This is a genomic window from Neisseria sp. HMSC067H09, from assembly GCF_001814135.1.
Lineage (GTDB): Bacteria > Pseudomonadota > Gammaproteobacteria > Burkholderiales > Neisseriaceae > Neisseria.
The window spans coordinates 36,036-48,734 of sequence record NZ_KV814937.1 but is presented as its reverse complement, the minus strand read 5'-3'; the positions used below and the strand labels follow the sequence as shown (position 1 = coordinate 48,734).

The following is a 12,699-nucleotide window of genomic DNA, read 5'->3' as shown; positions in this document are numbered from 1 at the left end:
GCCTGCGCGGGAATGACGGCGGGTGATGGGCACTCTGCATCAAAAATTAAGTGAATAGGCCATATGGCTTGTCGGACATGAATGCCCACCGAAATTGACAGGCCTTTTTTGTAGCGTGGGCTTTGCCCGCGAAAACCGTTTCACAGCATAAAACAGGGTAGGGCGGCGGGCTTGGGTTCACTGCAAAACTGTCGCTGCTCCCGTACAGATAAAAATAATGGTAGTAAACCCGACATTATTTTTATTTGAACCCGCTATATCATTTAAAAGGCCGTCTGAAAAACTTTTTCAGACGACCTCTCCCGTTAACCGAACCGTATCATTGAAACGCTATGTCTCCCATCCTCCTTGCGGGCGTGGACGAAGCAGGGCGCGGGCCGCTGGTCGGCAGCGTGTTTGCCGCCGCCGTCATCCTGCCCGAACGTTACGACCTGCACGGCCTGACCGATTCGAAAAAACTCAGCGAGAAGAAGCGCGATGCTTTGGCGGTGTTGATCAAAGAACAAGTCGTTTCGTGGAGCGTCGCCTCCGCGTCGCCCGAAGAAATCGCTGAACTCAACATCCTGCACGCTACCATGCTGGCAATGAGCCGTGCCGTACACGGGTTGGCGGTCGTGCCGGATAAGGTATTGATAGACGGCAACCGCGTTCCGAAAGATTTGGGCATTTCCGCCGAAGCCGTCGTCAAGGGCGACAGCAAAATCATCGAAATCTCCGCCGCCTCCGTCCTCGCCAAAACCGCGCGCGATGCCGAGATGTATGCGTTGGCGGAACGTTATCCGCAATACGGTTTCGACAAAAACAAAGGCTACGGCACAGCGCAACACCTCGCCGCCCTGCAAAAATACGGTGTGCTGCCCGAACACCGCTGCGATTTCGCACCCGTGAAGGCGTTGCTGGCGCAGGGCAGGTTGTTTGAGTGAGGGCAGAATGGCTTAAAGGTCGTCTGAAACGCTTTCAGACGACCTTTTCTTTACATCCCGTTACAAAGCCGTGTATGCTTCGCGTTTAGACGGATGTGAAACAAATATCAACGGCCAAACAGATTTTGATGTTTGTGTGTTGCTTTATTTCACTGTTCTCCTTATCAATAATCTTATCAACCGTACCGCACATACTATTTATGAACACTATTGCACGAATCAGCCACTTTGTCGGCAAAACCTTCTCATTTTGGGCGGCATTGTGCGCCGCCGTTGCTTTCTTCGACCCCGAATTGTTCAAGTGGGTACTGCCTTACATCACTTGGCTTTTGGGCATCATTATGTTCGGCATGGGGCTGACGCTGACGCCGTCAGATTTTAAAATTGTCGCCAGTCATCCAAAAGCCGTCCTTATCGGCGTGGCGGCTCAATTCATTATCATGCCGCTGACTGCCTATTTTTTGGTCAAGTTGTTAAATTTGCCTGCTGAAGTTGCTGTGGGCGTGATTTTGGTCGGTTGCTGTCCGGGCGGTACGGCTTCCAATGTGATGACTTTTTTGGCGCGCGGCAACGTTGCCTTGTCCGTCGCAGTTACATCGGCTTCCACCTTGCTGGCTCCGCTGCTGACGCCTGCTATTTTCCTGCTTTTGGCAGGTGAAATGCTCGACATCAATGCGCAGGCGATGTTTGTTTCCATTGTTCAAATGGTGTTGCTGCCCATCGCGCTCGGCGTGGTTGCACATACTGTGTTCCGCAAACAGACCGAACGCGCTACCGCTGCCTTGCCTTTGGTTTCTGTCGTTGCCATTGTGCTGATTATCGGTGCGGTCGTCGGCGCGAGCAAAGGCAAAATCATTGAGAGCGGACTGTTGATTTTCGGTGTCGTGGTGTTGCACAACGCCATCGGCTACCTGCTCGGCTTTTTCGCAGCCAAAATCTGCAAGCTGCCGTACGATGCGCAAAAAACGCTCGCCATCGAAGTCGGTATGCAGAATTCCGGTTTGGGTGCGGCATTGGCGGCCGCGCATTTTGCCGCAGCCCCTGTCGTCGCCGTACCCAGCGCGCTGTTTAGCGTGTGGCACAACATTTCTGGCTCGCTGCTCGCATCTTATTGGTCGGCGAAAGCAGATAAAGAATCGAAAGCGGAATTGTCCGATTAAAAGAGTTCGGCAAAAGACAAAAGGTCGTCTGAAAGTTTTCAGACGACCTTTTATTATTGCCGGATGGAAATCAACGGCGGCTTATCTTCAACGTTCGCACTGCCATTGCTCCAATATTGCCCTGAGTTCCTGCGGGTTGCCATATCCGTTGTCTGCTGCCGCCTGAAGGTAATCGTAGGCGGCGGGAACATTCATGGCGGTACCTTGTCCGTGGTAGAGGAGGAATGCCGAATAATATTGCGCTTCAGGATGGTTTTGTTCCGCCGCTATGCCGAACCAGTACGCCGCCGAACCGGCATCGGCAGGAATGCCCAGACCGTGATAATAGATTTTGCCCAAACCGGCTGCTGCATCGGCATGATTGCAGACGGCGGCTTCCAGATAAAGCTGTCGTGCGCGCGCGTAGTCTTTTTTTTGTCCGATGCCGTCAAGGCAGGCGGCGGCAGAGCGGCAAAGCTGCTCGGTTTCCTGACGCTGCAAGGCTTCGGATTTGAGTTTTTCGTAATGTTCGGGTTGGTGCAGGGCGGCCTCGCTGAGCAGCTTCTGTACGGCGGCCATGCTGCCCAATGCGGCGGCGTGGCGGTAGTATTGTTGCGCGGCGGATAAGTCGGGGCGTATGCCCAGTCCGTAGCGGCAGAGGTCGCCCATCAGGCATAACGCGTCCGGAAACTGCCTGTCTGCGGCAGTTCTGGCGTATTTGAACGCCTGTAACGGGTCGCGGTCGGTCAGCTTGCCGGTCAGATATTGCCGTGCCAAGGCGGTTTGCGCCGCCGCGCTGCCCTGAACGGCGGCAAGACTGTACCAAGACAGGGCGTCTTTGTTTCCTTTTGCCGACAATAAATCTGCCAGCAGGATTTGCGCTTCGACCCAGCCGTGTTCGGCGGCATATTCCAAATAGACTTCTGCCTGCGCAGAGTCGGCAGAAACGCCGCAGCCGTAAAGGAAGGATTTCCCTAATTGCAGGCATGCCTGCGCCCAGCCCTGGGAGGCTGCCTGGTTGTACCAATTTAGTGCCTTTTCCCAATTACCCGCCAGGGCATACTGCCGCGCGATAAGGTATTGCGCTTCAGGGGATTGCGGGGCGGCGCATTGTGCCCAATAGAGAAATTGCAGGTCGTTGCGTTCTGCGTAATAACGCATCAGCGCGGTTTGCGCCGCTAAGAACCCGCGTTCACCGAAATCTGCGTAAGCATCCAGCAGTTTGTCGGCAGACAGTCCGAAACGGTCGCTCCAGTGCAGCAACCTGTATGCCGTATCCGGAAACCCTCCGGATGCGATGTATTCTATGCCTGATAATGCCCTACGGTTTTCCTTGCCGCCAAGCAGCATGCCGCACATACGGTATACTGCTTTTTCGTCCCCGTCTTCCATGATTTGCCGCAAAGGCAAAAAGTCCCGAAGATTGCCCTCGAAAGGGGGTTCTGTCGGGACGATATCTTGCAGCGATAATCGTTTGGGAATGATGGTCATGGCATCGGAATAGGCATTTTGAGTAGTGTATTATACTGTTTTCTGTAATTGTGTGTCAGCGTTTGTTCAGAATCTTGAAATTTGGAACCGGCATTTTTGTCGGTTTACCGCATTGATACGGCGGCATTTGGCAGGAGATGCGTAGATTTCGGGAGGGTGTATGACTGACGTAAGCGCGCTACACAGACTTTCAAAATATAAAAAGGTTGTCTGAAAGGATGGATTTGAGTTTTCAGACGACCTTTTTGTGTTTCCAGTTACTATTAGCAGTGATTTAAGGCAGTTTCAAGAAGTTTTCGCGGTAGTAGCGCATTTCCTCAATACTTTCGAGAATATCGTCCAAAGCCTGATGCGAGCCGCGTTTCACCACGCCTTTGGCAACGGGCGGATTCCAACGTTTGGCGAGTTCTTTCAGGGTGGATACGTCCAGATTGCGGTAGTGGAAATACGCTTCGAGGCGCGGCATGTATTTGACCATGAAGCGGCGGTCTTGATGGATGGAATTGCCGCACATAGGCGTGGCTTTTTCGGGAATCCATTGCGCGATAAAGTCCAGCAGTTTCTGCTCCACTTCCGCTTCGGTGAGTTGCGATTCGCGCACGCGCCGGGTTAATCCTGTACGCCCGTGGGTGGCGGTGTTCCATTCGTCCATGCCGTCGAGCAGTTCGTCGCTTTGGTGGACGACATAAACTTCGGACTGCGCCAAGACGTTCAAATCGGAGTCGGTAATAATCATGGCGACTTCGATAATGCGTTCGCGTTCGGGGTCAAGCCCGGTCATTTCCATATCGAGCCAGCAGAGGTTGCTTGCATTTTGGGTCATTTCAGACAGCCTTTTCCGTTGAAAACAATGGGCGGCATTATAAGGGATTTGATGTGCAAAGGTCGTCTGAAAAGGTTTCAGACGACCTTCGTTTTCCGTCAGGACGACAGGTTATCTCTTGTTTTCTATACCGAAACCGCCCCCAGTTTGCTATAATGCCCAGTTTCATCAAACCGCAATACCACACTTTAAAGGACAAAAAATGGGTTTTCTGCAAGGTAAAAAAATCCTGATCACCGGCATGATTTCCGAGCGTTCCATCGCTTACGGCATTGCCAAAGCCTGCCGCGAACAAGGCGCGGATTTGGCGTTTACCTACGTTGTTGACAAACTGGAAGAGCGCGTCCGCAAAATGGCCGCCGAATTGGGTTCCGAACTCGTGTTCCGCTGCGACGTTGCCAGCGACGACGAAATCAACCAAGTTTTCGTTGACTTGGGCAAACATTGGGACGGCCTCGACGGTTTGGTGCACGCCATCGCGTTTGCTCCGAAAGAAGCTTTGAGCGGCGACTTCCTCGACAGCATCAGCCGCGAAGCGTTTAACACCGCACACGAAATTTCCGCATACAGCCTGCCCGCATTGGCAAAAGCCGCCCGTCCGATGATGCGCGGCAGAAACTCCGCCATCGTCGCCCTGAGCTACTTGGGCGCGGTTCGTGCGATTCCCAACTACAACGTCATGGGCATGGCAAAAGCCAGCCTCGAAGCAGGCATCCGCTTTACCGCCGCCTGCTTGGGCAAAGAAGGCATCCGTTGCAACGGCATTTCCGCCGGTCCGATCAAAACCCTCGCTGCTTCCGGCATTGCCGATTTCAGCAAACTCTTGGGACACGTCGCTTCCCACAACCCGCTCGGCCGCAACGTAACCATCGACGAAGTCGGCAACACTGCCGCCTTCCTGCTCTCCGAACTTTCTTCAGGCATTACCGGCGAAATCACTTACGTTGATGGCGGTTACAGCATCAACGCCCTGAACGATGAAGAGGCGTAATTATTTGTAATATTTCGTAGAAAAAGACAACTTATTACGCAAAAATCCGTCTGAATAAGTGGTGTAAAAAAGTTACACTTCGATTTCAGACGGTTCTTTTTTCATATAAAAGGCGGCATATTTCGGGAATTTTGTCATATATACAAATTTTAACTTTTATAAATTTTGTTTAACGAATAACACGATACCATGCCTGCCGGTTTGGAAAAGCCCGTCCGTCGTTTCGGATGCGCTTTTTTTAAAATTTCACTTTATTATCCACAAACATACAGGAGGACATTTATGTCTATTGCTTCAGAATTTAAACAGTTTATTATGCGCGGCAACGTTATCGACTTGGCAGTCGGTATGGTCGTCGGTACTGCGTTCAGCGGCATCGTTAAATCTTTGGTTGACGACGTAATCATGCCCCCTATCGGTCTGTTGATCGGCGGCGTTGACTTCTCCAACCTGTTCATTACCCTGAAAGACGGCGCGCAAGCTGCTCCGGAAGGCGGCTATGCCAGCTTGGCAGCAGCCCAGGCAGCCGGTGCTGTTACCCTGAACCTCGGCCTATTCATTAACTCCGTTATCAGCTTCCTGATCATTGCTGCTGCGATTTTTGCCGTTATCAAAGCGTTGAACTCCATGAAAAAAGCCGAAGCACCTGCCGAAGAAGCACCTGCAGAGCCTAGCGAAGAAGTATTGCTGTTGCGCGAAATCCGCGACTCTTTGAACAAAAAATAATCTAATCTTTTGAAGATTTGAAATAAAAGGTCGTCTGAAACCGCATGTTTGGTTTCAGACGACCTTTGCTTAATTAATATTAAGCGTTGATGTTTATTGCAGACGCTTGGCTTCGTCTAGGACGGCGTTGACGACATCGGCACCGAAGAGGGCGTTGACATCGGTTTCGTCGAAGACGTATTTGGTATGGCAGAAGTCGCAGTCGATTTGGATGCTGCCTTGTTCTGCGACCACGCCGCCGACTTCTTCGCCGCCCAGCATGAGCAGCATATCGCTGACTTTTCCGCGCGAACAGGTGCAGGCGAATTCGATGCTTTCGGGATCGAAGACGCGAGGAGGGGTTTCGTGGAAGAGGCGGTAGAGGACGTGTTGCGCGTCCAGCCCGGTCAGTTCTTCGGGAGTCAGGGTTTGAACCAGCGTGCCGACGTGTTCCCATGATGCCGCGTCAGGTTCTGTCTCAGGCAGGCGTTGCACCAAAAGTCCGCCGCAGGCATCGTCCGATGAGGCAAGGACGATTTGGGTATCGAGCTGTTCGGAGCGTTTGGTGTAGTTGATAAGCATTTGGGCGATGCTGCCGCCTTCGAGCGGGACGACGCCCTGCCAAGGTTCTGCGTCTTTGGGCTGAAGGGTGAGGACGAAGACGCTGTTGCTGCCGAGAAGGTCGGTCAGGCTTTCGTCGTCGTTGATTTCGGCGGTTTCGTCCCAGCGCGCGGTGGCGCGGACGGTTTGGTCGGAAGTGGCTTCGACGACGAGCATTTTCAGACGACCTTGCCCTTGAACTTGGACGATGAGCGTGCCGTCGGTTTTGAGGTTGCCGGACAGGAGCGCGCCTGCGGCAAGGAGTTCGCCCAAGGCGCGGCGGATGGCGGCGGGATAGTGTTTTTGTCCGACGATGTGTTTCCATACGTTTTCAAGGCGGACGTGCAGACCGCGAACGGGCATATCGTCGAAGATGAAACGGGTGCGGATGTCGGCGTGGTTGATCTGGGTTTGCGGCATAAATTCCTCTGTTATATCTGGATGACGGATTGACGGCTATATGGTTGCGTCCGCAGGGAAATCAAGGTCGTCTGAAAACGTTTTGGCGAATCCTGCGCCCTTGGTTTTCAGACGACCTGTTTGTTTTTGAGCTGATTGATTATCTGAGTAAACGTGCAGCTAGTGCTTCCCCGACCGCCACACCGACCAGATAATCCACAGGCTGTTGGCGAAAGCGATAAGGTAGCCGACGAAGCCGATAAACTTGGGGCCGGTGTCTATGCTCATGACGATGGACGAACCGATAATCAGGGCGGCGGTGACGATGCCCATGGTCAGGCGGTTGGCGGCACTGTCGATTTGATGGCTGATGCGGTCTGACTGCTTGAGGTCTAGGGTGATGCCGAATTTGCCTTTTTGCAGCATTCTGGTCAGCCTGAAGAAGTCTTGCGGCAGCGACTCTGCCATTTGCAACAGGGTGCGCAGTTGCGTTTTGGCGTTGCGGGCGATGTGGGCGGCGGAGGCTTGTTCTTTGACAGCGGCTTCGGTGATGGGTTTGGCGCGTTCGAGCAGTTCGATACTGCCGTCGAGCCGTTTGACGACGCCTTCGAGGGTGATGAGGGTTTTGAAGAGCATCACGAGGTCGCCGGGCAGGGTCAGCCCGTGGCGGCGCATGATGGAAGTGATGTCGTTGATGACTTGGCTGACGCGCAGGTCGCGGATGGGCGTGTGTTCGTAGTTGAGCAGCATTTCCAAAACATCGGCGCCGAGCAGGTTTTCGTCGGGCAAATCGCCCTGCGCCCAGTCGCTGAGGACGTATTGGATGAGCAGCGCGTCGTTGTTGGTCAGGGCGTTGATAAGGTTGAGGATTTCGCGGCGGCGGGTGTTGCCGAGGTGTCCGACCAGCCCGAAGTCGATGAAGGTGATGCCGCCGTTGTCGTTGATGAAGATGTTGCCCGGATGGGGGTCGGCATGGAAAAAGCCTTGCCGCAGCATCATGGTGAAGAGGGTGTCGGTAATCCGTCCGGCAAGCCCGCTGCGCAAGGTGTGGGGCATGGTGTCGAGGTCGGCGTCTTTCAGGAGCGTGCCGCCGATGTAGTCTTGTACGAGGATGTGCCGGTTGGAAATGTCGGGATAGACGGCGGGGATACGGACCAAGAGGTCGTCTGAAAAGGTCTGACCGAAGCGCTGCATATAACGCAGCTCCACCGATAAATCGGTTTCTTTCGCCAGACTTTTGGCAAAATAGGCGACCATCAATACGGGCTGGTAACGGCGCACTTCGGGGATTTCGGATTCCATCAGTCTGGCGAGGTGGTTCAAAATCCGCAGATCCGCCTGAATGACCGGCTCGATGTCGGGGCGTTTGACTTTGACGGCGACGGCGGTTCCGTCTAAAAGTTCGGCACGGTGTACCTGCGCCACCGACGCGCTGCCGGCGGGTTTCGGGTCTATGCTGCGGAATACTTCGGAAACGGGTTTGCCCAGATAGGCTTCGACCAAAGTATAGATTTCAGACGACGGTATCGGCGCGACGTTGCTTTGCAGTTGTTCGAACTCTTCAATCCACTCCGCCCCGAAAATATCGACCCGCGTGGACAATACCTGACCGAGTTTGACGAAGGTCGGCCCCAGCTCTTCAAACGCTTTGCGGAAGCGTCGCGGCGTACTCATATAACGGCTGTCGGGATGCACTTCGTCCCCGCTCGCCGCGCCCAAACGGATGCGCTGCACAAAGCCGCCCAAGCCGTATTTCGTCAGTACGGTAATAATTTCGCGCATTCTGGAAAAGTCGCGCATAGCGAGCAGAGTAGGTATCATCATTGGTTGAATATTTTCGCAAAATTTTTTATAAACAACGCTTTAACGCAATATAACAGACGCTTTTTTGCCAAACATCCTGTTTTTTATATACAATCGCCTGAATATCCCAGATACAGAATAACATAATAGCAGGCGGCAGACAGGTCGTCTGAAAATGGAATCAGTCAAACATGAAAGCCTTATCCAGGCTGGCGGCACTATTGGTTTCGGCCTGTATGCTGTCCGGCATTCATTTTGCAAACGCCGACGAACTGGACGTGTTCGTTAAAAACAGGCAGCAGGTTTTAAACCAATTTGAAGATGCAAAACAGCCTGCCCCCGCACAGGCTCCGCAGATAAATTTCCAACCCGCGCGCGCGGCAACTCCTGTTGCACATTCCATTCCTTCAGCTCCGGCCGCACCCGTCCGTGTATCGAGAAGTTCGGATAGTGCCGACGAACTCATCGGCAGCGCGATGGGGCTTTTGGGCGTTGCCTACCGTTACGGCGGCACATCAGCATCCACAGGTTTCGATTGCAGCGGCTTCATGCAGCATATCTTCAGACGCTCAATGGGGCTGAATCTCCCCCGTACCTCCGCCGAACAGGCAAAAATGGGTGTCGGCATATCCCGCGGCGAATTACAGCCGGGCGATATGGTATTTTTCCGCACGATGGGACGCGGCAGGATTTCCCATGTCGGACTCTACATCGGCAACGACCGTTTCATCCACGCTCCGCGTACCGGCAAACGCATTGAAATCACCAGCCTCAGCAACAAATACTGGAACGCTAAATACGCCTTTGCACGCCGCGTGAAGAAAAACGATCCGTCCCGTTTTCTCAATTAAGTCTAGGAAAGCAACAACGTGAGTATGCCTGAAATGCCCAAATGGTACGACGACGACGGGCAAATCGTATCCTGCACTGAAAAAGTGAAAGTCATGACGGAAAACATGACCGAGCTTTATCAGGCGGCGCAAGACGCATTTGAAGACGCGCTTCTGATGGGCTGCAGTGAAAAACAGTTGCGCGAATACCTGCAAGCCTTGATTGAAGGTGTGGAAAACCCATACCCGAAAGCTTAGTCGAAACTATCCCATACGACGGTATGGCTCTTGCCATGCCGTTTTTTATGGACCGTAAAACAGCAAGGTCGTCTGAAAGCTGCAATATGCTTCAGACGACCTTTTTTGCTTGCCCAAATCGGAGCCTGTGTCATGTAATACAAGGAAACTCTATGATATTTATCAAGATTATGCCAATGCTGAAACTGTAAAGTTTTTTCAGTTTGTCAACAGTCTGCTAGAATAGCGCGTTTTGGCGTTGGGTGTTGTCCCGATGTCGTCTGAAAACAGCTTTGCGGCACTTTGACAGGATCATCCCTTCGGAGAGCCGTATCTAGAAAGGCTTTTTATGGATAACTTTACCGAATTACTGCACCAATGGGTTCAGAAAATCAACGATCCGATGTGGACAGGGCTGGTGTATGTATTGTTGGGTGCAGGTCTGTTCTTCACACTTGCCACCGGTTTCGTACAATTCCGCCTGCTCGGACGCAGTATCAAAGAGATGCTCGGCGGCCGCAAACAAGGCGATGATCCGCACGGTATTACGCCGTTTCAGGCTTTCGTTACCGGACTTGCCAGTCGCGTAGGCGTGGGCAACATCGCGGGCGTGGCGATTGCCATCAGTAGCGGCGGGCCGGGCGCGGTATTTTGGATGTGGATCACCGCATTGATCGGTATGAGTTCGGCGTTTGTCGAATCTTCACTGGCGCAGTTGTTCAAAATCCGCGATTACGACAACCATCATTTTCGCGGCGGTCCTGCTTACTATATTACCCAAGGCTTGGGTCAAAAATGGTTGGGCATCGTATTTGCATTGAGCCTGATTTTCTGCTTCGGATTCGTTTATGAAGCCGTTCAAACCAACACCATCGCCGTAACCGCCAAAGCCGCGTGGGGCTGGGACGAACATGCGGTCGGCGTCGCATTGGTCATCATGACTGCGCCGATTATTTTCGGCGGTATCCGCCGCGTTTCCCGCTTTGCCGAAATGCTTGTTCCGCTGATGGCGACTTTGTATCTGCTGATGGCGCTCTACATCATCATCACCAACATCAGCCTGATTCCCCACGTCTTCGGTCAGATTTTTGACAGCGCGTTCAACTTTGAAGCAGCCGGCGGCGGCCTGCTCGGCGGCTTGATTTCGCAAACCATGATGATCGGTATCAAACGCGGCCTGTATTCCAATGAAGCAGGTCAAGGTTCTGCACCTAACGCCGCTGCGGCAGCCGAAGTCAAACACCCTGTTTCCCAAGGCATGATTCAAATGCTGGGCGTATTCGTCGATACGATTATCGTATGTTCCTGCACGGCGTTTATCGTTTTGGTTTACCAACAACCTTACGGCGATTTGAGCGGCGCAGAGCTGACCCAAGCAGCGATTATCAGCCAAGTCGGCGCATGGGGCGCAGACTTCTTGGCAATCATCCTGTTTATGTTTGCCTTCTCTACCGTCATCGGCAACTATGCCTATGCCGAATCAAACGTGCAGTTCATCAAAAGCCATTGGCTGCTGACCGCCTTGTTCCGTATGATGGTATTGGGCTGGGTATATTTCGGCGCAGTCGCCAACGTGCCGCTGGTTTGGGATATGGCGGATATGGCGATGGGTACGATGGCATGGATTAACCTGGTCGCCATCCTGCTCCTCTCTCCGCTTGCCTTCCTGCTGTTGAGGGACTACACGTCGAAACTGAAAATGGGCAAAGACCCCGTCTTCAAACTTTCCGAACATCCGGGTTTGAAACGCAAAATCAAATCCGATATTTGGTAAATCAAAAAACCGCCCTGTAATGGGGCGGTTTTTTATAGCGGACTGAAATGGCAAAACGCCTACGCTTATGCTTCCGCATACATACAAAGGTCGTCTGAAAGCCCTATTTCGGGTTTTCAGACGACCTTTGCAATATTCAGGCTAAACGTTCGGAAGGTTCAAACCTTCTTCAAAACCACCATATGCCGTTCTGCATCCAAGCCTGGGACGTGGAGGGCTTCGACGCGTTCGACGGCGACGGTATCGGGGAGTTTGGCGATTTCTTCTTCAGGATACACCCCTTTCATGGCGACCCAGCGGCCGCCGTCTTTCAGCAGGTGTGCCGTCCAGTTGACGAAGTCGGCGAGTTCGGCGAAGGCGCGGCTGGTGATGATGTCGGCTTGGAAGTCTTGAACGGCTTCGACGCGGCCGCTGACGACGCGGACGTTGGCGAGTCCGAGTTCGATGACGGCTTGTTGCAGGAAGGCGGTTTTTTTGGTGTTGGCATCCAAGAGGGTGATGTTAAGGTCGGGACGGCAGATGGCGGCGGGAATGCCGGGCTGTCCGCCGCCGGAGCCGACATCCAGCATGGTGTGCGCGCCTTGGAGGTAGGGGAGCAGGGTCAGGCTGTCGAGCAGGTGGTGGCTGACCATTTGCGCTTCGTCGCGCAGGGCGGTGAGGTTGTAGGTCTTATTCCACTTTTTGAGCAGGCCGGTATAGGCGAGCAGTTGGGTTTGCTGTTCTGCGGATAGGTCCAAACCTAATGCCTGTATGCCTGATTGGAGTTGCTGTGTCGGGGTCATGGTGTTTGTCCGTGTTTGTATCGGGCGTTATGGTAGCGGAAAAAAAGGTCGTCTGAAAGGCGTGGGCGGGCGGGGGTAAGGTTGTCGGGACGGCGAGTTGTAGCGTGGGCTACGCCCGCAAAATTTGCGGTCTGGCAATCCGAATCCATCCGTGTCTTTGCACTCATGTCGTGGGCAAAGCCCACGCTACGGGTTTCAGACG

General features: G+C 53.3%; 13 protein-coding genes. 7 read left to right on the top strand and 6 right to left on the bottom strand.

Features of this window, described 5'->3' with window-relative positions; genetic code table 11:
* Positions 1-332: 332 nt before the first annotated feature.
* Positions 333-923, top strand: coding sequence for a ribonuclease HII (gene rnhB, locus HMPREF2954_RS09145; RefSeq protein WP_045075301.1), 591 nt, complete (start codon positions 333-335; stop codon positions 921-923).
* 200 nt (positions 924-1,123) lie between these two features.
* Positions 1,124-2,083: a bile acid:sodium symporter family protein gene (locus HMPREF2954_RS09140; protein WP_045075303.1), complete on the top strand. Its 960-nt coding sequence runs from the start codon at positions 1,124-1,126 to the stop codon at positions 2,081-2,083.
* Between the two features lie 87 nt (positions 2,084-2,170).
* On the opposite strand, the gene HMPREF2954_RS09135 is transcribed toward HMPREF2954_RS09140, so the two are convergent.
* Complete coding sequence (locus HMPREF2954_RS09135; RefSeq protein WP_321178161.1) at positions 2,171-3,454, bottom strand: tetratricopeptide repeat protein; 1,284 nt, start codon at positions 3,452-3,454, stop codon at positions 2,171-2,173.
* A 373-nt stretch (positions 3,455-3,827) separates the two neighbouring features.
* Positions 3,828-4,376, bottom strand: coding sequence for an oligoribonuclease (gene orn / locus HMPREF2954_RS09130; RefSeq protein ID WP_045075307.1), 549 nt, complete (start codon positions 4,374-4,376; stop codon positions 3,828-3,830).
* A 202-nt stretch (positions 4,377-4,578) separates the two neighbouring features.
* Here orn and fabI point away from each other — a divergent pair, with 202 nt between their 5' ends.
* Both fabI and mscL read left to right on the top strand, forming a co-directional pair.
* Positions 4,579-5,367 carry an enoyl-ACP reductase FabI gene (gene fabI, locus HMPREF2954_RS09125; protein ID WP_045075309.1) on the top strand — a complete coding sequence of 263 codons (789 nt, stop codon included), beginning with the start codon at positions 4,579-4,581 and terminating at the stop codon, positions 5,365-5,367.
* A gap of 282 nt (positions 5,368-5,649) precedes the next feature.
* On the top strand, positions 5,650-6,093 hold the full coding sequence (mscL, locus tag HMPREF2954_RS09120) for a large conductance mechanosensitive channel protein MscL (protein ID WP_045075311.1): 444 nt from the start codon (positions 5,650-5,652) through the stop codon (positions 6,091-6,093).
* A 93-nt stretch (positions 6,094-6,186) separates the two neighbouring features.
* Here mscL and hslO read toward each other — a convergent pair whose 3' ends face one another.
* Together hslO and HMPREF2954_RS09110 are read right to left on the bottom strand one after the other, a co-directional pair.
* Complete coding sequence (hslO, locus tag HMPREF2954_RS09115) at positions 6,187-7,092, bottom strand: Hsp33 family molecular chaperone HslO (RefSeq protein ID WP_045075314.1); 906 nt, start codon at positions 7,090-7,092, stop codon at positions 6,187-6,189.
* A gap of 159 nt (positions 7,093-7,251) precedes the next feature.
* Positions 7,252-8,895: an ABC1 kinase family protein gene (locus HMPREF2954_RS09110; protein WP_045075316.1), complete on the bottom strand. Its 1,644-nt coding sequence runs from the start codon at positions 8,893-8,895 to the stop codon at positions 7,252-7,254.
* 170 nt (positions 8,896-9,065) lie between these two features.
* On the opposite strand from HMPREF2954_RS09110, the gene HMPREF2954_RS09105 reads away from it, so the two are divergent.
* From HMPREF2954_RS09105 to HMPREF2954_RS09095, 3 genes are all read left to right on the top strand, one after another.
* Positions 9,066-9,725, top strand: a complete 660-nt coding sequence (locus tag HMPREF2954_RS09105; RefSeq protein WP_045075319.1) for a C40 family peptidase — start codon at positions 9,066-9,068, stop codon at positions 9,723-9,725.
* Between the two features lie 18 nt (positions 9,726-9,743).
* Positions 9,744-9,962 (top strand): hypothetical protein, encoded by a 219-nt coding sequence (locus HMPREF2954_RS09100; protein WP_045075321.1) that lies wholly within the window; start codon positions 9,744-9,746, stop codon positions 9,960-9,962.
* Between the two features lie 328 nt (positions 9,963-10,290).
* Positions 10,291-11,715 (top strand): alanine/glycine:cation symporter family protein, encoded by a 1,425-nt coding sequence (locus HMPREF2954_RS09095; RefSeq protein ID WP_049225358.1) that lies wholly within the window; start codon positions 10,291-10,293, stop codon positions 11,713-11,715.
* A 158-nt stretch (positions 11,716-11,873) separates the two neighbouring features.
* Here HMPREF2954_RS09095 and rsmG read toward each other — a convergent pair whose 3' ends face one another.
* Together rsmG and HMPREF2954_RS13060 are read right to left on the bottom strand one after the other, a co-directional pair.
* Entirely contained in the window at positions 11,874-12,497 is a 624-nt protein-coding gene (gene rsmG / locus HMPREF2954_RS09090; RefSeq protein WP_045075327.1) for a 16S rRNA (guanine(527)-N(7))-methyltransferase RsmG, read from the bottom strand.
* The coding region (locus HMPREF2954_RS13060; RefSeq protein WP_210398484.1) for a hypothetical protein at positions 12,494-12,699 on the bottom strand (206 nt) is incomplete at its 5' end. The genes HMPREF2954_RS13060 and rsmG, both read right to left, overlap by 4 nt.

Excerpts from the sequence above, each read along its gene's own strand:
- rnhB (WP_045075301.1), top strand. The coding sequence starts at position 333 with ATGTCTCCCATCCTCCTTGCGGGCGTGGACGAAGCAGGGCGCGGGCCG.
- HMPREF2954_RS09140 (WP_045075303.1), top strand. The coding sequence starts at position 1,124 with ATGAACACTATTGCACGAATCAGCCACTTTGTCGGCAAAACCTTCTCA.
- HMPREF2954_RS09135 (WP_321178161.1), bottom strand. The coding sequence starts at position 3,454 with ATGGAAGACGGGGACGAAAAAGCAGTATACCGTATGTGCGGCATGCTG.
- orn (WP_045075307.1), bottom strand. The coding sequence starts at position 4,376 with ATGACCCAAAATGCAAGCAACCTCTGCTGGCTCGATATGGAAATGACC.
- fabI (WP_045075309.1), top strand. The coding sequence starts at position 4,579 with ATGGGTTTTCTGCAAGGTAAAAAAATCCTGATCACCGGCATGATTTCC.
- mscL (WP_045075311.1), top strand. The coding sequence starts at position 5,650 with ATGTCTATTGCTTCAGAATTTAAACAGTTTATTATGCGCGGCAACGTT.
- hslO (WP_045075314.1), bottom strand. The coding sequence starts at position 7,092 with ATGCCGCAAACCCAGATCAACCACGCCGACATCCGCACCCGTTTCATC.
- HMPREF2954_RS09110 (WP_045075316.1), bottom strand. The coding sequence starts at position 8,895 with ATGATGATACCTACTCTGCTCGCTATGCGCGACTTTTCCAGAATGCGC.
- HMPREF2954_RS09105 (WP_045075319.1), top strand. The coding sequence starts at position 9,066 with ATGAAAGCCTTATCCAGGCTGGCGGCACTATTGGTTTCGGCCTGTATG.
- HMPREF2954_RS09095 (WP_049225358.1), top strand. The coding sequence starts at position 10,291 with ATGGATAACTTTACCGAATTACTGCACCAATGGGTTCAGAAAATCAAC.
- rsmG (WP_045075327.1), bottom strand. The coding sequence starts at position 12,497 with ATGACCCCGACACAGCAACTCCAATCAGGCATACAGGCATTAGGTTTG.